The sequence below is a fragment of the Rhizobium sp. CG4 genome (assembly GCF_023701965.1).
Lineage (GTDB): Bacteria > Pseudomonadota > Alphaproteobacteria > Rhizobiales > Rhizobiaceae > Agrobacterium.
The window spans coordinates 42,451-67,210 of record NZ_JABAEG010000013.1 but is presented as its reverse complement, the minus strand read 5'-3'; the positions used below and the strand labels follow the sequence as shown (position 1 = coordinate 67,210).

Sequence of the window (24,760 nt, the reverse complement as noted above, 5' to 3'; positions counted from 1 at the left end):
ACAGCCCCCCAGCCAGATTTCAGGAGCAAAAGGTGCCGCCAAAAAAAGCAGTATCAATGAGCCGCGGCCAGCCGTTTGTTGATGACATCATCCTCGAGGCGGCATGGCTCTATTATTATGAAGAGCGTAACCAGAACGAGATCGCTGAAGCTCTTGGTGTTTCCAGAAGTTCAGTGGTTGGTTATCTACAGCATGCCCGCGAGCGCGGTATCGTTGAGGTCCGCCTCGATCCTTCCAGCTTCGCACGCCATCGATATGCCCGTGAGTTGAAGGAAAGATATGGCCTCATTGATGTTCAGATTGCGCCAGGTGACGGTTTTTCGCTGGATCGGGTCGCTATACTGGCAGCGCGCTGTCTGCCCGATCTCGTCGTGGCAGGCGATACACTCGGCGTTGCCTGGGGACAAACCGTTTTCACGCTCTCCGAACATATCGTGCCGCGGCTTATTCCTGAACTGACCGTTGTGCAGATGGTTGGTGCGATGAGTTCGCCTTATGGCTTCGATACCGAAAGCTGCGCGTCCCAGATTGCCGCATCACTGGGTGGGCGCTGCGTCAATTTGCATGTGCCCGCCATCGTCTCCAGCCATGCCATGGCAGTCGCCATCCAGCAGGAGGCCATTATTGCATCGCAACTTGAAGAGCTGACGCATATCAACAAGGTGCTGTTTGCCGCCGGGTCTTGCAATGCAGACAGCCATATCGTTTCCAGCGGCATAGCATCACTTGATGATCTCGCGGAATATCAGCGCAACGGCGCAGTCGGTGTCGTCTGTGGCCGCTTCATTGACAACCGTGGTCAGCACATCAAAGGCCACCTTGATGATCGGCTGATCGGGGTAACACCGGACCGGGTACGCGGACTTGAGACTGGAATACTGGTCTCCTGTGGTCCGGACAAGATTGAGGCGATCCACGCAGCACTGCTGGGCGGCTATGCTACCCACCTGTTTACGGACATGCCGACTGCGGCAGGTATTTTGCGCTTGAACCAGTAGGAAACGCTGATCCCGGCCGTTGCGGCCACCGTCAAATGTCTATGTGTCTGCAAAGCGGGAACAACATCTGCCCTCGATGGTTCGGCTCAATAACCAACAGCCGACGGTTCGACCGAGGAGATGCCACATGCCACTCAAAGCTCTTGCCCTGAACGGAACTCTGAAACCATCCTCGACGAAAGACAAATCCTCCACGGAAAAGATGCTGCAGCTTATCGCTGACGAATTCTCCGCCCATGATGTGCAAACAGAAATCCTGCGCCTGGCCGATTACGACATCAAGCCGGGCGTCACATCAGACGAAGGCGACGGCGATGCATGGCCGGAAATTCGTGGGAAGATTCTTGCCGCCGATATACTCGTTGTCGGAACTCCAATCTGGCTTGGACATCCATCCAGCGTCTGCAAACGCGCACTTGAACGCATGGATGCCTTTCTCGAGGAAACCGACGACAACGGAAGAATGGTGTCCTACGGAAAGGTCGCTGCGGTTGCGGTCGTGGGGAACGAAGATGGAGCCCACCATGTATCTGCCGAGTTATTCCAGGCCATGAACGACGTCGGTTTTACACTTGCCGCCAACGCAGTGTCATATTGGGTGGGTGAAGCCATGGGCAACAAGAACTTCGTGGATTTCAAAAAGCCGCCTGAAACGGTCACAACCATGGTTTCCATGTTGGCGCGCAACACGGTTCACCTCGCCACGCTGCTCAAGAACAAACAATATCCCGGAGAAAGCGCGAATTGAGGCACGTTGTGAGCAAGTAAAGACGGCGAGAACGTATCGCTATTTTGACTGGTATCGTTGGGTGCGATTCAAGGCCTTGCACTCCGTTTAATGCTTCCCATCTGAGCGGTATTACAGAAGGGAGCATCGTCATGAAACAGTCCAAAGCCGATACTCTGTCGGAATGCAAGATCGAAATCCTGCCACCTGACCGCAGATGCGCACCGGGTCCCAAAACCGTCACCTGCCCTTGCTGCCAAAAAGCGCGACCCGCCTCGACCATGGACGCCGATGGCTGCGGTATTTGCGACGAGTGTCTCGCACCATGATAAATGATGCAGTTAACGAGCCAAAATCTCGACAACGTCTCCTTTTTGGAACTCCAGGGCGTTCGCGGCGTTTGTGATGAGAGTATTTAAAGAAAGGTATTTCATGACGCCGAACGCCCCTGACGACCCAATCTTGCGCAAAACGGAACCGAACGACAGCAAACCGGAAAAGCGGCGGGCTGGTAAATTCGTTATGGCGGCAATCATCATTGTCTGCGTGGTGGTCGTCATAATTTACGCAGCTCTCATCGGCTTCAGTGTTTCGGGGGCTTAGGTGTCTAAATCGACCGATTGCCACGACTCATCGCTGACAGCTTCGCACCTCGAGCTTCCAAATGAGCCCCTGCAATGCGGGGGCTTATCCTTATGATCGAATGGCTCAACTCGCTAGGCGTTCAAATCAATATTGTCCCACACCTGGTCGCACTCCTTTTCGCCTACCTCCTCGCATTGCCGATAGGGTGGGACCGGGAACGCAACGAACGGAGTGCAGGCCTTAGAACGTTTCCGCTGGTGGCAATTGCTGCCTGTGGCTTTATCCAGGCAGCCGAAACAGTGACAGCCGACAATCCCGAGGCCACAGCACGCATTGTTGAAGGCCTTATCAATGGCGTTGGCTTCATTGGTGGTGGCGCCATCCTTGTGGGCAAGGCAAGTACCCGTGGAACCGCGACAGCCGCCAGTCTTTGGGCAACCGGGGCAGTGGGCGCCGCTGTAGGCTTAGGGGCTTACGACACTGCAATCGTATTATCGATTATGACATTTGCAACCTTGCGGCTCTTGTCCGGCTTCAAGTCGGAAACCAATGACAAGGAGCCACCTGCCGGTGATAGCACTGGCGAAAAGGTGGTTTCCTCCGTCAAGAGCGGCGCCGAGACATAGGCAGTAACTCGCCGTTATGGTGTGGTTATCGGTCTCGCAAATAGAGATAACCATAGGTCACGCCGACGATCGCACCCCCGAAGATGTTTCCAAGTGTCGCGGCTGCGATGTTGCTGGCGATTGCCGACATCGCAATGCCGGACAATTCATCTGAGCTGAGCTGAACAATATACCCGTACGGCAGCAAAAACATGTTTGCAACCGAGTGCTCGAACCCACCTGCCACGAAGGCAGCAACAGGCAAAAGCAAACCCAGCAGCCTATGTGAAACAGTATGTCCGGCAAGTGCCAGCCATACACCCAGACACACAAGGAAATTAGCAATTACGCCGCTGAAAAACACCGCGGTGAATGCCTTGTTACCCTTGGTGACGGCAAGTTCCACTGCAGCACCGGCCACGGCATCATCGCCGCCAAGATGAAAGCCGGAGAGAAACACTATCCCTGCCAGTAGCAGAGAACCGGCAAAATTCGCCAGGTAGGCCACGCCGAGAACACGCATAACCGGCCAGAAGGCCAGTTTGCCAAAGGCAACTGACCCAAAGAACAGAGTATTGCCGGTGAAAAGCTCCGCTCCCGCGATTACGACCGCCACTAGGCCAAGCGCAAAAACCAGTCCGGAAAGCAACTGGGCAACACCAAACGGCATGGCGTCAGCACCCGATAAAACTGTGATCGCGAAAACGCCCCCCAGACCAATGAACACGCCCGCAAGGGTGCCGAGGATTGCTATCGTCTTCAGCGGTTGAGAGGCTTTGTCCTCAAGCGTTTCAAAATTCGACGCTGTCAATTCTGCAGGTGTCGGGAATGTACTCATACCGGCACCACGCGCACCGGGACCGATTTGGCGGCGGGTGTTTTACTCTCTTCAGCAAATTGCCACAGAGGGATCAGATTATTGCATTCGGGGTAATAGGCTGCGCAGCTGCCCGGAGGAATATCGTAATCGATAACCTGCAGAACGATATCCCGGACGATGCCGTCATCAACGGCAGTGGACACTTTCGCAAATCCGTCCTTTTGAATGCCTGCGCGAACTCGATCATCGGCGTTCATCATGATGATTAATCGGGACTTGTGAATGCCTCTCAGACGGTCATCGTAGCCATAGACCGTGGTATTGAACTGGTCATTCGATCGAAGGGTTATCAGCCGGAAGATGTCACTGTCGTCAATGCTTGCGAAACTCGAAGAGAGCGCCTTCGGCAGCAGGAAGTTCGCCTTGCCGGTTTCCGTCTCCCACTCGCGGTTACGCGCCGCCACAGGTCTGGGAAATCCTCCTGGAATGTCCAGTCGCTTGTTGAATTCACAAAACTGCTCTGGGAAGGTCGCTTCAATCGCATCTCGAACCAGGGCGTAATTACCGACCCATTCGTCCCACGGAACCGCCGGGTTTGGTGGCAGTGCATGCTTGGCAATCTCTGCAACAATGGCCGGCTCCGACAGAAGCGTATGGCTTGCCGGCTGGTATTTGCCACGTGATGCGTGAATACATGTCGTCGAATCCTCCATCGACACGATCTGTGGTCCCGATGCCTGCTTGTCGATCTCGGAGCGCACAAGGGTGGGCAGGATATAGGTCGTCGCGGTGGTGATCAGGTGGCTGCGATTGAGCTTGGTGGCAATTTGCACTGAGAGATCAAGGTCACGCCATTTTTCTTCCATCAGGTCGCGCTCAGGAATGGCACGCACGAAGTTGCCGCCGAGACTGATGAATGCCTTGATGTGCCCTTTGACGATACTTTCACACGCCTCGACAGTGTTGAGGCCGTCATTGCGTGGTGGCTCAAAGCCATACTGCTCTGCGAGCCGGTCCAGCGGCACCAATTCGGTTTTTTCCGCAATGCCGACTGTTCGCTGGCCCTGAACATTCGAGTGCCCGCGCACAGGACAGATGCCGGCGCCCGGTCGACCGATATTGCCGCGCATCAACAGCAGATTGATCAACATCTGCACATTGCTGACACCGTAACGATGCTGTGTCAGCCCCATGCCATAGATGGCAATGACGGATTTCGCATTCGCGTAGGTACGTGCAGCGGCCTCGATCGACGCCCGGCTCAAGCCGCTGACGTGGAGAATATCCGTCCAGCTCGTGGTGCGGACCATTGTCTCAAAATCAGAAAAACCGTGTGTATGCTCTTGAATGAACGTTTGGTCGATGACCCTTTCGCGGCCATGTAGCTGTGCCTCATCATCCCATTCCAACAGGAACTTGGCCATTCCCATCATGACCGCGATATCGCCACCGGCATTGACCTGATAATATTGCGTGGCAATTTCGGTAGGCTTGTTGGTGATCATCTGGCCGGGTCGTTGTGGATTGACGAACTCTTGCCAGCCGCGTTCTTTCAGCGGATTGAAAACGATCACTGGAGAGCCGCGCTCCCGCACCTCCTGCAAACTGTGAAGCAAGCGCGGCGCATTTGTTCCGACATTTTGACCGAAGGAAAGGATGCAGTCCGTATGAGCGTAATCCTCCAGCAGAATGGTGCCGACAGGCGTGCCGATACTCTGGGGAAGTGCAACCGAGGTTGTCTCATGACACATGTTGGAACTGTCGGGCAGATTGTTGTTGCCATAAAGTCTGGCCAACAGCTGATACATGTAAGATGTCTCGAGAGATGCCCGCCCCGAGGCATAAAATACGACGCTCTGCGGATCGTAGCTTTTCAGCTTTTGACCAATATCGGAAAAGGCCTCCGCCCAACTCACTTCGACATATTTGTCACTTGAGGGATCGAAGCGTAACGGGTGCGTCAGGCGCCCCTGGTTTTCCAGTTCGTAATCAGACCAGCCAAGCAATTCAGTAACGGTATGACGCGAAAAGAAATCGGGTGTTGTTCGTTTCGCCGTTAAATCCCAGAAGGTTGCTTTGGCACCGTTTTCGCAGAATTCCGCCAGATGTGGCTTGCCAGGCTTTGCCCACGCACAGCTAGTGCACATGTAGCCGCCGGTCTTGTTATGATCCTTCAACAGTCCTGGCAAAGTTTTCACGGCCCGTTGCTGCACCGCGTTTTTTGCCAGCGACTTGACGGAGCCCCATCCTCCCGTTGGCATAGTGTATTTGGCATATTTGACTTTGTCTTTCACTGGTACAACCTTTCGCAACTGGCGGGGAGAGCGCCATTCTGACAATCTGCTGGGCTCGATTTGGGCAGCCGCGCTATTGGGCGTTGGCCAGCTTTTGAAATGCATCCTTCACTTCAAAGAAGCGCTTTTCGGGCACCATCACCCTGACGATGGTCGAGCCATGTTTGAGTTTACGGTCCACATCTTCGGGTTCTTCGATGCCACTGCTCATCAGAAACCCAAGTGCCCCCCCTGCGGTTCCCCCGGTCGCAGCACCCGCCATACCTCCTGTGATCGCAGTCACCAGCCAACCGGATGCAACGAGGGGGCCAGCACCAGGTATGGCGACCAGCCCAAGGCCCGTGAGAGCACCGCCAACTGTACCCAGAACTCCACCAATACCAGCGCCGGCTGTTGCGCCCTGCTTGGCGTCCGGATGCGGGGCCAGATCGGCAGTTGGGTCATAAGCGATGATTGAAATTTCGGCGGGATTGATGCCGATATCCTCAAGGTATTTCACCGCGCGGCGGGCACCGTTGAGATGTTGAAACAAACCTGTGACATCTGGCATACGAACCTCCTTAAGCACAATCCAAGGTTAGGTAACGGGCAAAACTCATGCATTGTTCCGATGAAATACCTATTTCAGGTTGTCTCTCACATTTTCCCGACAAATCTTGGAACCGTTGGGAGCCAGACGCGTTGCGATAACTGAACGGATCTCCGAAATCGGACCAAAGGGGGCACCAAAATTTGTCGCGCGTGTTTGAGCCCTACTGCGGCGCTGCTCCCATGCCTGCTAACCTGTCCTCTTCGTGGAATTTTGATCCCGCCCTGATCATCATCTTGGCTGCGGGGCTAACTGCGTTGTATTTCGCGCAACCGCGCGCGCAACGCGGATTGACGACAGCACTTGGCATCGTTGTGTTTGCCGCCTTCATCTCTCCGCTTTGTGCCCTCTCAAGCGCCTTGTTTTCAGCCCGCGCGGTACATCATATTCTTGTTGGAGCAGTCGCCGCACCGATGATTGCGATGATGCTGCCCCTTATGCTCACCTCTCGTGTTAAAGTACCGGTTGAGCTGGTGTTTGTGCTGCACACCGCTATTTACTGGTTGTGGCACTTTCCCGTCGCCTACGACTTTGCGCTGTCTGGCTCATGGCAATACTGGCTGATGCAAAGCGGGCTAATTCTCGCATCTGTCTGGCTTTGGACTGTCATGCTGTCACAGCGCACATCTGTTTTTGCAGCGATCGGTCTGTCAGTCGGCACGATGGTCCAGATGGGATTTCTGGCCGCAGTCATAACCTTCGCGCCTTATCCGATTTTTGAAGCGCACTTTTTGACGACCGAAGCATTTGGTCTCAATCCACTTCAGGATCAGCAACTTGCCGGCCTTTTAATGTGGACCGTTGGTATTTTGCCTTATGCCGTCACTGCGATCTGGATGGTAAGTTCACGGTTGATGGCCCCCGTTGAGCGACGGGGCGGCAACTGATGGTGATGCTCGTCAAATTTATTCATCTGGCTGCAATATCGATCTGGGCCGCCGGCATCGTCAGTTTGCCGGGTCTCTATGTTCAAAGAGCCCATATCCGCAAAGATGATGAACTGTACCGTCTGCAGAAGATCGTCCGGTTTTCCTATGTCAGGATTTTGTCTCCCGCAGCCTTCGTCGCCATCGCCACAGGCACAGGCCTGACGTTCCTGCAACATCCCTATAGTGGCTGGTTCTCTTTGAAGCTGGTACTCGTCGGGATGCTGATTGTCATACATGTCCTGACGGGCCTCGTGATTATCCGCCTGTTTGGAAAGGGAGAGGTATATCCCGTCTGGAGATTTATCATTGCCACCATGCTGAGCTGCCTGGTGGCTGGCGGCATCATTTTTGTGGTGTTGGCACGGCCAGATATCAACTTGACCCTTCCACCTGGCGTTTTTGAACCTGGTGGGCTGAAAAAACTCGTGTCGGAAGTCAGTCCTTGGGAGATACCATGAGGCCGATACCGTGATCAAATATCAGCTTACCGCCGTGCCAGCCTGCCAGTCCTGTGAGCATTGTCGCCAGCACCGACAGACCCAAGCCATGTGGCAAGACAGCAATCACATCCGTGACACGCCCTCCCCAGTTCGCTCCCGCTACGGCGATAAGGCCCATGGCTGCGATGCCATGCGCCCAGCTTGCAACCCGCGCCCTTATGCCGGCTACCAGCAAAAGCTCGGCGGTACCGATCAAACCAGCGGCAACACCACTAAAAAAAGCACCACCCGCCGCCCACAGCCCTGCTCTTTGCCAAAAGGTGTCAGCCGTCCACCAGAACATGATATCGGCAGCAAGGGTGGCGATGACCAAAGCAATGGGAAAATGAACCGTCATGGCATGAAGTGGATGACCGGCGACGGCCACTGCAGAACTGGTCGTTTTCTCTTCAAGTTTGGAAATGACCGGGTTCGGACCTTTAGTATCTGGCATATCTTCTCTCCTGTGTTCAGACCAACACGCGAAGCACTGATCAGGTTCCAGCATCTCTTGGTTGCAGGCCTCGCCACAGCCCTGTTATCCAGCTGCCGCAGTGATCTGTCGACACTCGACCCTGCTGGACCTTCCGCAAGCATGGTCGCCGATCTCTGGTGGGTCATGTTCGGTGGGGCCGCGGTTATTTTTGTACTGGTCATGGCTCTGTTCGCGATGGTGATGTTGCGCACAGACAAGGTACGCCACATCAGCGCAAAACACTGGATTGGAATTGGCGGCATCGGCATGCCTGTTCCGGTCCTTATCGCGCTTCTGATCTTTGCATTTTTTCAGGGCGAAACGCTTTTTGGGGCTAACGCGCCGAAACCCGACGTCACGATAACGGCGACATCGCGCATGTGGAGTTGGGAGTTTACCTACACCATCGATGGAGACCAGGTGCACAGCCGTGACGTTCTTCATATGCCGGTAGGACAAACAGTCCAGATCGACACGACAAGCATCGACGTCATCCATAGTTTCTGGGTGCCAAGGCTGGGCGGCAAGATCGATTCCATACCGGGACAGGTCAACAGCATCGTCCTGAAGGCAGATGTCGAGGGTACGTTTGGCGGTATCTGCTCAGAATATTGCGGAATAGGCCACGACCAGATGAGCTTCCGCGTCAACACGCACAGCCCGAATGATTTTGAAGAATTGCTGAGGAATTTGCGCCAGTGATGGATCGAACAGAAACCCGACGAACATCATCTTTGGCACTGCACCGCCAGCTGGAACATATCTGGGAAACGGGAACGGGTCTGCGCCGCCTTTCAGCGGTCAATCACAATGTCATAGGCAAACGGTTCATGGTAACGGCCCTGGCTTTTTTCGCCATTGGTGGCTTTCTCGGCATGCTAATCCGCACACAGCTTGCAACCTCTGCAAGCGCCTTCATGGACGCTGGCCAGTATGCCCAAGTGTTCACCATGCACGGCACCATCATGATGTTCCTGTTCGCCATACCATTCTTCGAGGGTCTGGCGATCTATCTTTTGCCCAAGATGCTGGGCGCGCGAGACCTCGCATTTCCCCGCCTGTCAGCATACGGCTACTGGTGTTACCTGTTTGGCGGCTCGATGCTTGTTCTTGCCCTGCTGGGTGGCGTGGCGCCATCGGGCGGTTGGTTCATGTACACACCGCTATCGTCGTCAAAGTTTAGTCCTGGCATCAATGCCGACATATGGCTACTGGGCATCACCTTCGTTGAAATCTCGGCAATCAGCGCCGCTATCGAAATCGTCGTGACCATCCTGCGCATGCGCGCGCCTGGCATGTCGCTGGTTCGAATGCCAATTTTCGCATGGTATATGCTGGTCGTTGGCGGCATGATGCTGGTTGGTTTTCCGCCACTTATTCTGGGCTCAATCCTGCTTGAGGCAGAGCGGGCATTTGATCTGCCATTTTTCGATCCAGACAGGGGTGGTGACCCCTTGTTATGGCAGCATCTGTTCTGGCTGTTCGGGCACCCCGAGGTCTATATCATATTCCTTCCGGCAGCCGGCGCACTGTCAACGATTATACCGGTTCTGGCCCGCACGACATTAACGGGCTACCACCTGATTGTTGCGTCTCTAATCGCCATGGCATTTCTTTCGTTCGGCCTGTGGGTACATCATATGTACACGGTGGGCATTCCGCACGTTGCCCTCTCGTTTTTTTCTGCCGCCAGCGCTTTGGTTACCATACCAACGGCCATTCAGATTTTCAGCTGGCTGGCGACACTTGCCCAGGGGCGCCCTCAACTCAACGTCCCGATGCTTCACGTCTTCGGGTTCTTTTTCGTCTTTATCATCGGCGGCTTGACCGGCGTCATGCTGGCAATGGTGCCGTTCGATCAACAGGCCCATGATACCCACTTTGTCGTGGCTCACCTGCATTATGTACTGGTTGGCGGATTCCTGTTTCCCATGCTTGCAGGCCTCTATTACTGGGTGCCCCACATGAGTGGTCGCCAACCCGTTCAGCACCTCTCTCGTGCGGCATTCTGGATGATATTTTCAGGTTTCAACCTGACATTTTTCATGATGCATCTGACCGGTCTGCTTGGCATGCCGCGCAGGATTTCTACCTATCCCGAAGCGTCACCATGGGAGTGGCTGAACCTGTTGTCATCCTTTGGCAGTTTCGTCATGGCGATGGGCTTTGTTCTCGCCGCCCTGGATATCGTGCTGATCTTCCTCTACGGCAAACCCTTCAGGAGAAACCCCTGGAAGGCCGGAACACTTGAATGGGCAATGCCTACGCCGCCAGCGTCCTACAGTTTTGCATCGATCCCGCATGTTTCAAAGAGAGCGGACGATTTGCCAATCGATCAATTGGGAGCAGAGTTGGCAGCGGGAAAGGGCTACCTCGGTTTCGCACGAAACGGCTGGATGGAATCCATCGGCGTGGATGCGGTATCCGGAGAGGCCAATCAGATCATCATCTTGCCCAGACCGACCTACCTGCCGCTACTGACAGCTATTGCGACTGGCGGATTTTTCGTATGTCTCCTGTTCAAATTATACGGCCTCGCGGTCGTGTTTCTGCTCGCCACGCTCGGCATCTTTCTGCTGTGGACAAGAAATGGCGATGCGCGCCGGGATCGCGGCCCTGTGTCTGCGTCACCTGAAAGCACGCTTCCCTTGAACTTCGAGAGCCGGGATGCGCCCAGCATACTTGCAATGCGCCTGACACTGGTCGCTAACTCCACCTTGTTTTCGTCCCTGCTGTTTGGCGGTCTTTTCCTCTGGGTTTCCGCAGCACCGGCGACAAGCGCGATCGCGTCCGAAAACAACATTATCTGGATCACGGCCACCGCCATGGCCGCGAGCCTATCCGGAATACTGGCCGGATATCGCAAAACATGGAATTACGCGTTTCCGGCAGTCGCTTTTGTCGGTTATCTGATCGCGTCGGCCCTGACGTTGAATGAGTTGCTTCAACAGACATTGGCAACCTCGCACGCGCTTGAGGCGGTGAAGTTCGCCGTTTTCACCTATTTGACAATTCATCTCATGCTGGGGGCGGTGTTTTCCGCCTTTTGCGGCTTCAGACTGTATCGCGGCTACATTTCGTCAGTCCGCCAAAATGACCTGCTGATTGCACGCCTGTGGCACGGTTACTGTCTGGCAGTCACTATCGTTGCAGCCATCTACCCCTTCATTTTCACGGTCGCGCTGAAGGGGAGCTGACGATGACGCGTTATCGAATCATGATGATTTTGATCGGACCTCTCCTGCTTTGGGCCATGTTCTTCAGCCTGTTTTATGCAGTGCAATCCGTTGGCTGCCGCGCCGGTTGGGATCTCGTCTTGTGGGGAGACATCAGCCAGTTGCGCGTCCTCATCGTCGCCGTGCTGGGTTTGGCCTTGATCGTGTCGGCCTATGCCTATTTCGCGGTGATCAAAAGCGAAGCGGCAAGCGGCGGCATCAACCGTATAGGACGGTATTGCGCCATCGCCGGAATGGCATCGACCATACTGGTGTTCCCGGGGATATTCTGGCTGCAACTGTGCTGATAGATGGCGGCCGGGTGGCGCAGAAGACCGTAAACATGCTTTAGACGGGAGCCGTCAAAGCCGGTTACGATAATGCCCTCGGCGGCATGGTGTCACCGAGGGCATACTAAACCGTGGCTTTTGCGGCTAGGCAGCATTGACCCGATTAGCGACAGTTTTCCAATTGATCAGATTGGTCAGCACAGCTTTGATGTGTTCTGGTTTTCGATTTTCATAATCAACGTAATAGGCGTGCTCCCAGATATCGATGCCAAGATAGGCCGGGCGTCCGACTGCCACGGGATTGTTGCCGTCTTCATATCCGACAAGTGCCAGTTTGTTGCCATTGTCTCGTGTCAACCACACCCAGCCGGTCCCAAATACCTCGTCGGAGGCCGCCACGGCCTTGTCGATAAAAGCTTCATAATCGCCGAACGTCGAGGTCAGCTCTTCTGCAAGTTTACCGTCGGGCCTGTTGGGACCACCCGGTGTGAACTGCTGCCAATATACAACGTGGTTCCAAGCCTGTGCAGCGTTGTTGAAAATCTTAGTGTCCTTGTTCTTGGCGGAAGCAACGACGATGCCTTCCAGGTCCATATCCGCGTAGGGCGTGCCTTTCACCAAGGGGTTCAGCTTGTCAAAATATCCCTTGTGATGTTTTCCGTAATGCAGGGCGACGGTTTTGGCCGAGATATGCGGCGCAAGCGCATCCTCCTTGAACGGAAGGGCAGGAAGCTCAAACGGTGCTGCGGCAGCAGCTACATGTGGACTGCTCAAAATGCCAGCAGCCGCAGCTGCACTTGTGACGACCATCAGGTCGCGTCTCGTCATATGCATGGATCTGTCTCCTGTTCCGGTTCTAGCAGTAGGGCTAACCATTCTGCGGATCAAAAGTTCGCCATTTCTTTTTGTCTCACCGAAAAACCTGACAGACCGGGCACGATCGCAAGTTCTACGATGGCTGTATATTCCGATATGCGACTTTAGACCGCGTTTAAGCTGCTTTTGCAGCCCATCCAATCTTTCAGGTTTAAATGGCTGCAGGACTTCGCTAGTTACTTGCGGCAGGTAATGCGTAGGCTATGAAATAGTCCCCTATCGGGGTTTCCATGAAATCGTGACCACCCGCGTTGATAACCACTATTTGTCGGCCGTTGGCTTCGTAGATCATCGGCGTTGCCTGGCCACCAGCCGGGAGCTTTTCCTGCCAAACCTCTTTACCCGTGCGGATATCCACGGCACGCAGTATGTCATCCGTCGCGGCAGCGATGAAAAACAATCCTGATGCAGTGACAACCCCACCCCCATTATTTGGTGTTCCGATATCCACTGGCAACATCGAAGGGATACCAAATGGCCCATTCTTTCGAGCGGAACCGAATGGACGATCCCACAGAACTTTTCGGGTGCTGAGGTCGATCGCTGTCAAACCGCCATAGGGGGGCTGTTTGCAAAGAAGACCTGTCAACGGCACCCGCCAACCTGCATTCACACGAATTCCATAGGGCGTAAGGGCTTGCGGATTGATGCTGCCGTGCGAACCGGAGCCGGCGTCAGGATTGTAGTTGGGATCGGTAATCGGCAACACACCCATGGCATCAACTTCCTCTCGCGGAACCAGCTGATTGTAATTGGGCATATTGTTGTAATTGGCGATCATAATGTTGTTGACCGGATCCACGGCAACGCCGCCCCAATCCGAGCCGCCGTTGTAACCGGGAAACTGTATCCAAGGCCTGTTGACCGTCGGCGGGGTGTAGACGCCATCATAGGCAGCCTGGCGGAACTGTATCCGGCACCAAAGCTGATCAAGTGGTGTTGCACCCCACATATCGGCTTCAGTCAGCTGTGGTTTGAGTAGGTTCGGAAAATCGGTGACAAACGGCTGGGTGGGCGACAAACGCTCCGGCTCCACACCACCGGTCGGTGCAGCTCGCTCCTCGATATTAACGAGAGGTTCACCAGTCGCCCGATTGAGAATGTAGAACTGTGCCTGTTTCGACGGCATCATGATGGCTGGTACCGGTCCATTCGGTGTAGGGAAATCGACCAGACTTCCCTGTCCACCCAAGTCATAGTCCCATACGTCGTAGTGCACGGTCTGATAATGCCATGCGACCTGCCCTGTCTCGACGTTCAAGGCAACGATGGCAGTCGAGTAGGTGTTTTCTTCGTCGGAGCGATCACCACCCCAATAGTCGACAGCTGAGTTACCCATGGGAAGGTAAACCAGTCCCAATTGGTCATCGCCAGAGGCTATGGTCCACACGTTGGGTGTTCCCGGCGTGTAGATTTCACCCTCTGGCGGAGCTCCGGTCTGCCCGGGCTTTCCCATATCCCAGGCCCATGCAAGTTCGCCCGTCACTGCATTGTAGCCACGGATAACGCCTGAGGGGGCTTCCCGTGTTTGTCCGTCACTGACCTGGCTGCCGACAACCAGGATGTTTCGAACAAGGGTTGGTGGTGATGTGGGCGAATAAAAGCCTGGCGCAGAGTCGCCGATGCCATCCATCAGGTTGACGATGCCCTCCTTACCAAAGCCGGAGCAAAGTTGACCGGTTTCCGTGTCGAGGGAAATCAAGCGCGCATCAAGGGTTTGAACAACTACACGAGCAGCACACAGTTCGTCTGTTTCAGCTGCCGGGTTCTTGTAATACGCAAGACCACGGCAAGTGGCGTTGTATCCAATTGCGTCCGTGGACACTTCGGGATCGTAGGTCCAGAACTCTGTTCCCGTTGCAGCATCAAGTGCTGTTACCTTGTTCAGCGCTGAACATACGAACAACCGACTACCAACTTTTACCGGCGTGTTCTGATTACCGAAAGCTTCATTTCCCTCGGGCAGGTCGCCGGTCCGGAACTCCCATATTTTCTCAAGCTTTCCAACATTGTCAGGTGTTATCTGATCAAGGGGCGAATAGCGCTTTGCTTCATGCGTCCCGCCATAGGCGGGCCAGTCAGATCCGGCTTCCAACACTTCATAGTTTGCCTGTGTGGCGGATGGCTGAACAGCGGAAGAAGGTGGTTGAACACCTTGCGCGTCGCTTGGTTCAGAGTTGTCGGGCTGCGGCTGTGAGGGGGAGACATCTTGCGCAAGTGACGGAGGAGCGCCGACGTCCCTCAGGACTATTGCACCTCCCAGAAGGAAAAAACCGATGCCTATCGAAGTCAATGCGGTTCGCAGCCTGGTTGGGCCCCGTAACATCGGAAATGCAGACACGACAAGAAGAAGAACAACAGTCGGCGCAACGAGCCTCGGAACTTGTGCCCACCCGTTAAAACCGGCTTCCCACAAAGCCCAAATGACCGTCGCAGCAAATGTGACGAGATAGACCCAAAATGCCGCTTTGTCCCGGCGTATCAAGAAATAGGCGGTCGCCAGCAATCCCAGTCCAGCCGGCACGTAATACCAGGACCCGCCGAGTGTTATAAGCCATATGCCACCCGCAAATATCGGGACACCGAAAAGTATCAGGACAATTGCGACGGCGACTGGCCACCAAGATCCATTACGCGCGTCTCGAACCGTTCCTGTCACTTCCGACATCATCCACCTCCAGTTGTATCTTTTTGCGAACGTCGCAGGACTGACATTGTTCCGACTTTTTTTGTTTGACTGGAGGATCATCCTGTTATCGTGGTTGTCAGAGGAGAACTTGGCGAACATTCCGAATAATGTCGCCTAGCATACCAAGCCTCTTGTATTGAAGGGCCGCCGGGAACCAACCACGGCCCCTTCAGTTACCCTAGAGAGCGCGAACCGTGTCAACCGGACGCGACAGGGATGGTGAACATCGCGGTTTTTCCGGTTTCTCGCGATGGCCAACGAAACGGCAGACGAGCGCCCCACCTGTCCGGCTTCGCACTCGACCCATCATGGAAGGGTAAGATTACATCACCAAGTTGATACATATCCTGGGGCTTGCATCACGTGTCACACTATCATCTGGATGCAACCCCTTGACGAAGGTTTCGAATGAAATCGTTTCCGTTGGCGGCAGCCGAACAATTTACGACATCCGCCGTCCCCGCAGCATTTGATGCCGGCGATCAAAGTCAAATGTTTCAACACCAATTGCCTCAAGGGGGCGCGAGTTTCTCCAGTTGTTTTCGGAGTTTCCGGGCAGTGACATCTCTGGCAATTCCAATAAAACCTATTGGTTTACCCTAGTGATAGAGCTAAAACTCTCCCTTTCGCGCGATCCCTGTGATTTCACCGCTGTCAGCTTTGCGAATACAGTACTTCACCTCGGTGGCTGCATCGCCATAACGTGACCTTGATGGGCGGGATACCAAGCTATCGTCGTTCATTTATCTGTGCGAGCAAGCGGAAATTCATCTTCGTCAGCGAAATGACGTGTTTTGATCGGCCTCTAGCACCCCCACAATTTGCCACTCGGGTGGATATGACGGCCTAAGGCATCGATGCCGAGCGGAGCGAGCTTTGCAAGTTCAAACCGTGCATGGCGGGAAAGACTTGCTGAGATAGTTGGATCCGCTCAGTCCAAACCGCCAGGGCACATCTTTGGCCTTTGAAATTCCTATCCGAGGTCCGCATTGCAGCGGCGAGTGCGACACAGGGATCGTCAGCGAAAAAATTGGCAACTCGAGCGACAGGCCATTGAACTTTCCGGTGATGTCCAGTGCCTGGCACAGTCTGCCCGGCCCTGCACACAGTAGTGTATCATTATGCATTTTCCTGCGCGCATACATCTGGGCCAGTCCGTGCTCGGGTGCAATTGCCCGGATCAGGACGGCACTTGCAGGTAGGCAAACGAAATTGAGACACCAATGAAGGCCATAGGAACGATAGACATAAATATCCCCCGGCTTGCCAAACATCACGCTGTTGCCTGGCGTTTTACCCCTGAAGCTGTGAGAGGCCTCGTCATCGGCTGTATAGGCTTCTGTCTCGACGATGACGCCGCCAACCTTGTCGACGGTGAAAGTCGCACCAACAAGGTCTCTCGCGACATCAGCAGCATGTCTGGCAAAAAACTGTTGGTGTGACATCGACCTTAACCTCGCCCGGTTTGCCTCAAGCAAGCATGTGATCCCCTACATATTTCACGCCTCAGTCTGATCGCAACAAAACAACACTGCGATCGGCCACCACATACTCATTGGCGTCTAGCTGCTGCTCCTTGACATCTGGATCGGTCGTGGTCAGCACCGCCGTCCATTTCCCGTTCGCTTGAGGAAGAACGAAGGGCACAGCGGCATCATGAGGATTGAACAATATCAGAACGTCTTTCCAGCCCTCTTCGTCACTGTCATCTCGCGATAGACGCAGCGCCATGGTCCTGCTTCTCGCATCTGCCCATTGTTCGCCACCACGCTCACTTCCATCGGGATTATACCACGTCACGACTGTTCCGTCGTGCCAGCTGTCGCGCCGGAGGATGGAGTGATTTTGCCGCAGCGAAATGACCTCCCTGGTGAACTCGCGCAAGCCATGCGTGCTTTCAGGAAGGTTGTCCCAATGCACCCAGCTCAATTCGTTATCCTGGCAATATCCGTTGTTGTTACCCATCTGGCTGCGGCCGAACTCGTCGCCTGCCAGGAGCATGGGCGTGCCGTGAGAGAAAAGGAGCGTCAGGAGGAAATTGCGCTTCTGTCTTTCGCGTACCGCAATGATATCCTGATTATCGGTAGGGCCTTCCGCGCCGTAGTTGAAGCTGCGGTTATGGTCGTGGCCGTCCTTGTTGTCTTCGCCGTTGGCGTCATTGTGCTTGTCATTATACGAAACGAGGTCGTGCAGCGTAAAACCATCATGGGCCGTCACGAAATTCACACTGGACCACGGACGCCGGCCGCGCTGGTCATAAATATCGGCTGAACCCAAAAGTCGCGACGCGAATTCCGGGGCAGTGCCATCTTCATTTTTCCAGTATTCGCGCACAGTGTCCCGGTATTTGTCATTCCATTCTGCCCATCCCGGTGGAAAACCACCGACTTGGTAGCCCCCTGGGCCAATATCCCACGGCTCTCCGACCAGTTTCAGGCGAGAAAGCACCGGGTCCTGCCCGACCGCATCGAAAAATCCGCCGCGTTGATCAAAACCCTCAGGTTCACGTCCCAGAACCGTCCCAAGATCGAAGCGGAAACCGTCGACATGCATCTCCTGCGCCCAATAACGCAGCGAGTCCGTAATCAGCTGCAAGACGCGCGGATGCGAGGTGTTTACCGTGTTCCCGGTCCCGGTATCATTGATGTAATACCGCGCCTCATCGGGCATCGTGCGATAATAGGAAAAGTTGTCGATGCCTTTGAATGAAAGCGTCGGCCCAAGCTCGTTACCCTCGGCTGTGTGGTTGTAAACGACATCGAGGATCACCTCGATCCCGCCGTCATGGAAGGCACGTACCATATCACGGAAGCCCGCAAGGCCGCGCGGCCCGTAATAGCGGGGTGCGGCGGCAAAAAATCCAAGCGTGTTGTAGCCCCAGAAGTTTTTAAGCCCATTGTCGAGCAGGTGCGCATCATCTGGAAACCAGTGGATGGGCAGCAACTCGACGGAGCTGATGCCAAGACTTTTGAAATAATCCACGATCTGTCGGTGACCGAGGCCCTCGAAAGTGCCTCTCACATCCTCCGGCAATTCAGAGAAGAGCTGCGTGAACCCTTTGACATGTGTCTCATAAAATATGGTCTTGGACCATGATATTCCGGGCGTGATATCGCCCGCCCAATCATAGTCCCTGGGATCGATGATCCGCGCCTTCGGCATAACGGGCGCGCTGTCCGTTTCATCGAATGACAGATCCTTGTCTTCACTGTCGAGACCATAACCAAAATGCGGTTGGCCCCACTCAATGTCGCCAACAATTTCGCGTGCATAGGGGTCAACGAGCAGTTTGTTGGCGTTGAAACGGTGACCCTTTGCGGGCTCATAGGGGCCATGGACGCGGTATCCATAAAGGGTGCCCGCCTTTAAAGCGGGGACAAAACCGTGCCAGACCTCGTTGGTGTATTCTGGAAGCTCAATGCGTTCGATTTCACTTTTTCCATCCTCACTGAAAAGGCAAAGCTCGACCCGTTCAGCATGGGCGCTGAAAATTGCGAAATTCACGCCGTCATCATTGAGCGTTGCCCCTAAGGATGTGTAGTCTCCCGCCGTTATGCGGGCATTGTTTTTCGGCATCGATCGACCTCGCGTAGATCCAACAAGAAAGAGATGAAGACACGCGAAGCTGATCAGCCTGCGATGAACCGAAAGACAGCCGGTTCACGGTTGGCATAACCACATCAGGCGAAAATGGTTCCCGCGATGCAAACGCGACAGCGGTTCTCACTCCAGGTCTGTCTGAATCCAGCGCGGCGAATGGTGAATGTCGATCGTCTGAAGTCGACCAGGCCCAAGATTGATAAAACGATGCGGTAAGCCTGCTGGTCCCAGAACTGCCTGCCCGGCTTCGGCCTCGATGACCTGATCTCCGACAAAAAAGCGGGCTCGACCGGCGACAATGACGAAGGTTTCATCATAGGGGTGAACGTGAAGGCGCGGACCTTCACCCGGCGTGTCGTTACCATAGGCCAAAACGGTAACCGGTGAGCCCAGCATTTCTCCAGGCAGCGAGCCACGCCATGGACCATCTGTTTCGAGACTGAAAAGCGTAGCTTTAGCCGCTGGCCGACCATCTTGTCTGACTGTATCGGGATCAAAGTCCTTACGTGCCATCGCAACCGTCCTCCGCACTGGTTTCCATCCTAAGCGGAATTTCGCCAACAGCGAAGTGAATTGATCATGGCGACCAAAAGCTCAACTATAGAAAGTCGAACGTGAGTGGAAGTGGGAGGATGTGTTGGCACCACCCCATTCCTCAAAGAACGACTGTATCCGACGGAACAGAATGCCTCGCATCCGGTTTGTTGTTCACAACAGGAGGAATGCCCCCATGAGTATCAGCTATAACAACGATGCGCCTCGATTGGGAGACGCAGCGACCACGAGCAACCTGACCGCCCTATTCGATAATCGCGCCGATGCCGACAGTGCCGTAAAGCGACTGAAGGCGGCTGGAATTCATGAAGTCCGGCTACTGCCCGGATATGAAGCCAGCGAAGGCGCGGCAACGACGCTCGATCAAAGTGGCTTTTGGGCCAAGCTGGAGGACTGGTTTTTTCCGGACGATGACCGGGCGACTTATGCTGAAGGATTGAAACGAGGCGGTTTCCTTGTTTCAGTCGATGTCGATCGCGAAAGATACGACACCGCCCATGACATCCTCGATGATGACGGCACGATCGACATCGATGACCGGGCCGATCTCTGGCGGCGTGAGGGCTGGGATACCGACAAGGCAATCTCGGAATTCAGACAAGTGCAAACGGACCCGGTTTCCACTGTCGCTGACGCGGACCGACGTCAACAAGCCGCAGGCGCGACGGATGATATTTTTGCCGGAGATCCATCAGGCAATGCTGGCGTCGGGCGGCTTACGCGCACAGCAGAGCCCCGCTCGGGGCGGGTCAGGTCTTATGATGTCGATATTTCGGAGATCCCGGACGATCTTAGAGACGATATCCTACCGACTGGCCATCAGCTTTCGGTAGACGAAGCTAACGACACGGCCAAGAGGGAGATGCGTCAGTCTCAGGACATTGACGGACTGCGGCAGGATCAAATCCTCAACCGTGATCGATGACAAAATATCGGGCGTTCACCCGTCAGTGAGCGCCCGACATTGTCTGCTGGTAAACAACCCGAACGAATTCTTGACTGGTGAGGTGAGGATGATTGAGAAAGTCGAGGCCACACGAGGCACAGAGCGATCAACCGCAACACGGGTCGGCGAGAGCATGTCGATCACGTCAGAGCCGGACAACACTTGGTTTGCCAAACGCCAGTCGACAATAAATGAAAATCTGCACAAGCGTTCCGTGCTGGCAGACACTGGTGATGATCGCTCACCCAGTGAAGAAAATGACGCCAGTCAGAATTCAGCCGACGGCGACAACTCCAACGACGATAAACTGTTGTCAGGCGAAAGCCCTCGAATTGGAACTGGTAATTGGGATGACGATGTTCCGGATGGCGAGCACGTTGGATATCTGTAATCTCCGCCTTGGATACGAACCGGGCACACCAACCTCGTGACGAATTTACTCATCATAGACGGATAATATTGCTATCATTGATGTCTCCCGCCAAGTTGGAGAAAAAGGGGCGGCAGATATGATTTCGACAAAAGCCATCGCAAAAACGCACATAAAGAGTGCTCTTTCTTGCCGACCTCGTGGTCGACCTGTCAAAGGTAGTGAGATGGCGGTGGTTCAGGACATCGTTACCGCAGCCCAGACATTATTTTTCCAGAATGGTTATGAGCGCACAAGCATAGACCAGGTGGCAGCGCTCGCGAAGAGTTCAAAGAGAACTGTGTACTCGAAATTCGCGACCAAGGCTGAATTGTTTGATGCCGTGGTCCGACGCTTCATCGGAGAAAAACAGGCTATTGCAGATCCGTATGTTCTATCTGGAACGACGCTGCGAGAACGGCTGATGAACATGGCTGAAAAATCGGTTGAAGGCTTTTTGCAGGAGGATGTAAGGGCACTGTACTTTCTCGTGCATCGGGAAGCCGACATGTTTCCAGAGTTGGTGCGGATCGTCGAGGAGGCAGGGCGTAAACCCGCTCAGAGGCGGATCATGATTTTACTCGCCGAAGGTGGAATTGAGGGGGACCACAGCTTCCTTGCTGAGCAGTTTTCATCTCTCCTCTATTGGCCACTGACGCGTCGCGTCATTGCAGGCGACACAGACGTCACCGATGAGGTGCTCGCGAGTGCCCGATCATCTGTAGAATTTTTCTTACGAGGCTGCGGCTATGGCGACCCTTGAAAACCCCGGCCCTTACAGACCGAGGTCATAATCACGACTACTGGTAATCAACGTAATCAATAATAGGGCGACTGGCACGTTGCACGGACGCCAACTCGCGGTACGTATGTGTTATCGTAGGCGCGATATGTGCGGTAGCGCGCAGAGCACCACTGATAATGACGTGGGTTTACACCAGAAGTTGATGGCCGCGAGTTACTGATTGCACCACCGATCACCGCACCTGCTCCGAAGGCGGCCAGCGGATACCACCAGCCATCGGAATGACGACGATAGCCGTGGCGATACTCGCGGTGTCCGCGGTGACCACCATACCAGCCTCTACGATCATGACGATCATGGCGTCGGAAATCTCGGTGGTCTCGCCGAAAATTACGATGGTCGCGACGGTACTGAACAGTCTCCACGTCCTTATGGTCTGAGATTACCGGCTTCATCACAGTCATTGGTACCGCGGATGCGGGAATGACAGATGTCATCACGGTGACAGCGGACAATGCTGCGATCAAAGTCTTCTTGAAAAGCATCTCGTTCTCCTGATTTCCAAGTCCCTAACTATCGATGGATAAATATTGTTCCCGACAATATAAACTCATCAGTACCTTTTTTATGTCACGTTACGGTGAGCACCGTATTTTTGCCGATCCCAACGAGGGGTTCTTTTTTCAAAAATTCGAGATAGATATCAGGCAGTTTCAGTCAGAGGTTTTTTCGTGCTCCGTATCGTGGTCCTGTTCTGCGTTCTCTTCCTCAGTGCATGCGCGCGTCCTGGGCCAGCCACCCTCGCCCTCGTGGCACCACTCCCTGATGCGAAGACCGTATCGATCCTCGTGGCTTCAAATCGCGTTCCCGCCAAAGATGACTTCCAGTCTTTTACCTCCGGCAGGTCGGATCGGCTCCGCTATCTGGAAGTGACGGTGTCCATCCCGCCGGGCCACAAGGCGCCGAACATCGAATGGCCTACCGCCAAGCCTGATCCCCGCACATCTTTCGCAGTCGTCTCGCACCGGAATCTTACGAAGACCGAGTTCATCTCGCGTGCGAAAGAACGCGCCAAGGCAACTCCAACCGGAATATTTGTGCACGGCTATAACTACAGCTATCAGGAGGCTCTGTTCCGGCTTGCGCAGATGGCCGCTGATTCTTCCGCCGCAGATGTTCCGATTTTGTTTGACTGGCCGTCGCAGGGATCCGCGACCGGGTACCTCGCCGACAGAGATTCTGCTGCATTTGCGCGAGATGATCTCGCATCCGTACTGACCGATCTTGGCAGAGCAGATGTTCGCAGCATCGTGCTGGCCCATAGCATGGGAGCCTGGCTTGCCGTTGAGGCGGTCAGGCAACTAAGCCTGACAGGACGAAAGGATGGCCTCAGTAAGATCGATCAAATTGTATTGGCGGCGCCAGACATCGATGTCGATCTTTTGAGCAAACAACTTGCCATGACCGGTCGCCTGAAAAACCCGATCGTCATTCTGGCGGCCAAGGACGATCTCGCACTTAATTTGTCACGCAGGCTCGCAGGCTCGGAATTCAACGCTGGGGCTCTTGATGTAAATGACCCACGAACTCGCGCTCTTGCCGTACGGGAAAACCTTCAGATCATTGATATTTCAAGCCTTCCATCTGCCAATGGGAGTAACCACGACCGGTTCGCAGCACTGGCGGCAGCTTACCCGCAACTGCGGAATGAAAGAATTGCCAATCCCGTGGCCGGAACCGGCTCGCTTGTCCTGAATGGAGTGGGTGCGGTTGTCTCTGCTCCGTTCCGGTTGGGCGGCGCGCTACTCAGCCAATGACATCGATCGATTATCGCGGGAGCAATCTTCGCTCTACTTGGATCTCACAGCAAGTATGACCAACTACCGACCTGCGAGGGCGCATTTCGATCTTGTGACGGAACTGCAAACATCTTCCGAGGGTTATGTCTGCTTCCGAAGCAAGCCGGCGGCTGACAATGTGAAAATTCCGGCCGACTTTATCTCAAACGGGGCCATATGAACGTTGAACACGTAATTTTTCAATCAAGCGCCTGGGTCCCGAACAATCCAAACCTCCCGGTTTTACTTTATCGAGCCGCGTTGCAGGAGTTAGACTGGTCGGACTTCGAAACGGCCTTCGCCGCCAACGGCTGGACGGGAATATGGCGAGACGGCGTATTTGATTTCCAGCATTATCATTCTGGCGCTCATGAAGTGCTTGGTGTGGCCAGCGGTGACGCAGAGCTGTTGATTGGTGGTGTTGGTGGTCACGTCTTCAATGTCGTGAAAGGTGACTGTCTCATTCTGCCAGCAGGTACCGGTCATCAGAATTTGGGAGCATCACCCGACTTCGAGATTGTTGGGGCTTATCCGAAGGACCAGTACGCGGATATTCAAACGGCCGCCCCTACGCAGGCAATGCAAACGACAATTTCAACACTGCCAATTCCCGATATAGACCCTGTGTTTGGTTCGAACGGTGGGGTGCTGGAATACTGGCGCTAGAACGACAGAATCTGGTCGGAGAGAACGGGCCCGTCATTAGCTTCGCCACAACCAGCGCAGCCCTTCTTGTCGTACTTTATCGCTTAACAGGAACCACAGCATTAGCGCGAGCATTATAAGTGGGGAATATTGCAAAGGAGCGTATTGAATGGCACTTGTTACCTATCACGTCGACGAGCATGACGGCGGTTACGCATACCGGTATGGCGATGTCTGGTCTGAAACATTTCCAACTCACGATAATGCGCTGGCCGCTGCCAGATCTGCGGCGGAGCGACAGCAGCTTGAAGGCAGCGATGCAGAAATTTCATTCCAACTCGCCGACGGTAGCTGGAAGACCGAACATGCATCGGGTGGCGACCGGCCAGACACAGAGATCGTTGACGACACTAAGGCAAGCAGCGAATGAAAGCCGTCAGGTTCTTACAGT

Annotated in this window: 26 protein-coding genes; 15 read left to right on the top strand and 11 right to left on the bottom strand. The window is 54.5% G+C overall.

Annotation, left to right across the window (positions count from 1 at the left end; translation table 11 throughout):
- Positions 1–56 precede the first annotated feature (56 nt).
- From HGO37_RS25335 to HGO37_RS25325, 3 genes are all read left to right on the top strand, one after another.
- Entirely contained in the window at positions 57–998 is a 942-nt protein-coding gene (locus HGO37_RS25335) for a sugar-binding transcriptional regulator (protein WP_250985792.1), read from the top strand.
- A gap of 127 nt (positions 999–1,125) precedes the next feature.
- The gene (locus HGO37_RS25330; RefSeq protein ID WP_250985791.1) at positions 1,126–1,746 is read left to right on the top strand and encodes a flavodoxin family protein; all 621 of its coding nucleotides are present in this window, start codon (positions 1,126–1,128) and stop codon (positions 1,744–1,746) included.
- Positions 1,747–1,877: 131 nt separating this feature from the next.
- Positions 1,878–2,054 (top strand): hypothetical protein, encoded by a 177-nt coding sequence (locus tag HGO37_RS25325; protein ID WP_192490248.1) that lies wholly within the window; start codon positions 1,878–1,880, stop codon positions 2,052–2,054.
- Positions 2,055–2,066: 12 nt separating this feature from the next.
- On the opposite strand, the gene HGO37_RS25320 is transcribed toward HGO37_RS25325, so the two are convergent.
- A complete protein-coding gene (locus HGO37_RS25320) occupies positions 2,067–2,285 on the bottom strand; it encodes a hypothetical protein (RefSeq protein ID WP_250985790.1) in 219 nt (72 codons plus the stop codon).
- A gap of 135 nt (positions 2,286–2,420) precedes the next feature.
- On the opposite strand from HGO37_RS25320, the gene HGO37_RS25315 reads away from it, so the two are divergent.
- Positions 2,421–2,936: an MgtC/SapB family protein gene (locus tag HGO37_RS25315; RefSeq protein ID WP_192490246.1), complete on the top strand. Its 516-nt coding sequence runs from the start codon at positions 2,421–2,423 to the stop codon at positions 2,934–2,936.
- Between the two features lie 25 nt (positions 2,937–2,961).
- On the opposite strand, the gene HGO37_RS25310 is transcribed toward HGO37_RS25315, so the two are convergent.
- From HGO37_RS25310 to HGO37_RS25300, 3 genes are all read right to left on the bottom strand, one after another.
- Entirely contained in the window at positions 2,962–3,753 is a 792-nt protein-coding gene (locus HGO37_RS25310) for a formate/nitrite transporter family protein (RefSeq protein WP_250985789.1), read from the bottom strand.
- Positions 3,750–6,029, bottom strand: coding sequence for an FdhF/YdeP family oxidoreductase (locus HGO37_RS25305; RefSeq protein WP_250985788.1), 2,280 nt, complete (start codon positions 6,027–6,029; stop codon positions 3,750–3,752). The genes HGO37_RS25310 and HGO37_RS25305 overlap by 4 nt, the downstream gene beginning before the upstream one ends.
- 73 nt (positions 6,030–6,102) lie before the next feature.
- Positions 6,103–6,579 carry a hypothetical protein gene (locus tag HGO37_RS25300; protein ID WP_250985787.1) on the bottom strand — a complete coding sequence of 159 codons (477 nt, stop codon included), beginning with the start codon at positions 6,577–6,579 and terminating at the stop codon, positions 6,103–6,105.
- 221 nt (positions 6,580–6,800) lie between these two features.
- Between HGO37_RS25300 and HGO37_RS25295 the strand changes: the two genes are divergently transcribed.
- Positions 6,801–7,505, top strand: a complete 705-nt coding sequence (locus HGO37_RS25295) for a cytochrome c oxidase assembly protein (RefSeq protein ID WP_250985786.1) — start codon at positions 6,801–6,803, stop codon at positions 7,503–7,505.
- Positions 7,505–8,005: a CopD family protein gene (locus HGO37_RS25290; RefSeq protein WP_250985785.1), complete on the top strand. Its 501-nt coding sequence runs from the start codon at positions 7,505–7,507 to the stop codon at positions 8,003–8,005. Before HGO37_RS25295 ends, HGO37_RS25290 begins: the two co-directional genes overlap by 1 nt.
- On the opposite strand, the gene HGO37_RS25285 is transcribed toward HGO37_RS25290, so the two are convergent.
- Positions 7,983–8,480, bottom strand: coding sequence for a DUF2231 domain-containing protein (locus HGO37_RS25285; protein WP_250985784.1), 498 nt, complete (start codon positions 8,478–8,480; stop codon positions 7,983–7,985). The genes HGO37_RS25290 and HGO37_RS25285 overlap by 23 nt on opposite strands.
- Before the next feature lie 12 nt (positions 8,481–8,492).
- Here HGO37_RS25285 and coxB point away from each other — a divergent pair, with 12 nt between their 5' ends.
- The 3 genes from coxB to HGO37_RS25270 are packed head-to-tail and all read left to right on the top strand — an operon-like array spanning position 8,493 to position 12,024.
- Positions 8,493–9,203 carry a cytochrome c oxidase subunit II gene (gene coxB, locus HGO37_RS25280; RefSeq protein WP_250985783.1) on the top strand — a complete coding sequence of 237 codons (711 nt, stop codon included), beginning with the start codon at positions 8,493–8,495 and terminating at the stop codon, positions 9,201–9,203.
- The gene (gene ctaD, locus HGO37_RS25275; protein ID WP_250985850.1) at positions 9,203–11,698 is read left to right on the top strand and encodes a cytochrome c oxidase subunit I; all 2,496 of its coding nucleotides are present in this window, start codon (positions 9,203–9,205) and stop codon (positions 11,696–11,698) included. Before coxB ends, ctaD begins: the two co-directional genes overlap by 1 nt.
- Before the next feature lie 2 nt (positions 11,699–11,700).
- A complete protein-coding gene (locus tag HGO37_RS25270; protein ID WP_192490239.1) occupies positions 11,701–12,024 on the top strand; it encodes a hypothetical protein in 324 nt (107 codons plus the stop codon).
- Positions 12,025–12,150: 126 nt separating this feature from the next.
- On the opposite strand, the gene HGO37_RS25265 is transcribed toward HGO37_RS25270, so the two are convergent.
- The 5 genes from HGO37_RS25265 to HGO37_RS25245 all read right to left on the bottom strand — a co-directional run bounded on the left by HGO37_RS25265 (position 12,151) and on the right by HGO37_RS25245 (position 19,684).
- Complete coding sequence (locus HGO37_RS25265) at positions 12,151–12,840, bottom strand: superoxide dismutase (protein WP_250985782.1); 690 nt, start codon at positions 12,838–12,840, stop codon at positions 12,151–12,153.
- Positions 12,841–13,054: 214 nt separating this feature from the next.
- Complete coding sequence (locus HGO37_RS25260; protein ID WP_250985781.1) at positions 13,055–15,550, bottom strand: membrane-bound PQQ-dependent dehydrogenase, glucose/quinate/shikimate family; 2,496 nt, start codon at positions 15,548–15,550, stop codon at positions 13,055–13,057.
- A 905-nt stretch (positions 15,551–16,455) separates the two neighbouring features.
- Positions 16,456–17,016, bottom strand: coding sequence for a DNA-3-methyladenine glycosylase (locus HGO37_RS25255; RefSeq protein ID WP_250985780.1), 561 nt, complete (start codon positions 17,014–17,016; stop codon positions 16,456–16,458).
- 61 nt (positions 17,017–17,077) lie between these two features.
- A complete protein-coding gene (gene glgX, locus HGO37_RS25250) occupies positions 17,078–19,147 on the bottom strand; it encodes a glycogen debranching protein GlgX (RefSeq protein ID WP_250985779.1) in 2,070 nt (689 codons plus the stop codon).
- 147 nt (positions 19,148–19,294) lie between these two features.
- Positions 19,295–19,684 (bottom strand): cupin domain-containing protein, encoded by a 390-nt coding sequence (locus HGO37_RS25245; protein ID WP_250985778.1) that lies wholly within the window; start codon positions 19,682–19,684, stop codon positions 19,295–19,297.
- A gap of 217 nt (positions 19,685–19,901) precedes the next feature.
- On the opposite strand from HGO37_RS25245, the gene HGO37_RS25240 reads away from it, so the two are divergent.
- From HGO37_RS25240 to HGO37_RS25230, 3 genes are all read left to right on the top strand, one after another.
- Positions 19,902–20,651, top strand: a complete 750-nt coding sequence (locus HGO37_RS25240) for a hypothetical protein (protein ID WP_250985777.1) — start codon at positions 19,902–19,904, stop codon at positions 20,649–20,651.
- An 88-nt stretch (positions 20,652–20,739) separates the two neighbouring features.
- On the top strand, positions 20,740–21,063 hold the full coding sequence (locus HGO37_RS25235; protein ID WP_250985776.1) for a hypothetical protein: 324 nt from the start codon (positions 20,740–20,742) through the stop codon (positions 21,061–21,063).
- A gap of 118 nt (positions 21,064–21,181) precedes the next feature.
- Positions 21,182–21,844 (top strand): TetR/AcrR family transcriptional regulator, encoded by a 663-nt coding sequence (locus HGO37_RS25230; RefSeq protein ID WP_250985775.1) that lies wholly within the window; start codon positions 21,182–21,184, stop codon positions 21,842–21,844.
- A gap of 56 nt (positions 21,845–21,900) precedes the next feature.
- Here the strand turns inward: HGO37_RS25230 and HGO37_RS25225 are convergent, their stop codons facing one another.
- The gene (locus HGO37_RS25225) at positions 21,901–22,371 is read right to left on the bottom strand and encodes a BA14K family protein (RefSeq protein ID WP_250985774.1); all 471 of its coding nucleotides are present in this window, start codon (positions 22,369–22,371) and stop codon (positions 21,901–21,903) included.
- Between the two features lie 186 nt (positions 22,372–22,557).
- On the opposite strand from HGO37_RS25225, the gene HGO37_RS25220 reads away from it, so the two are divergent.
- The 3 genes from HGO37_RS25220 (at position 22,558) to HGO37_RS25210 (ending at position 24,739) form a co-directional block, all read left to right on the top strand.
- Entirely contained in the window at positions 22,558–23,643 is a 1,086-nt protein-coding gene (locus tag HGO37_RS25220; RefSeq protein ID WP_250985773.1) for an alpha/beta hydrolase, read from the top strand.
- A gap of 198 nt (positions 23,644–23,841) precedes the next feature.
- Positions 23,842–24,330, top strand: a complete 489-nt coding sequence (locus HGO37_RS25215) for a cupin (protein WP_250985772.1) — start codon at positions 23,842–23,844, stop codon at positions 24,328–24,330.
- Between the two features lie 148 nt (positions 24,331–24,478).
- Positions 24,479–24,739, top strand: coding sequence for a DUF2188 domain-containing protein (locus tag HGO37_RS25210; protein ID WP_250985771.1), 261 nt, complete (start codon positions 24,479–24,481; stop codon positions 24,737–24,739).
- Positions 24,740–24,760 lie beyond the last annotated feature (21 nt).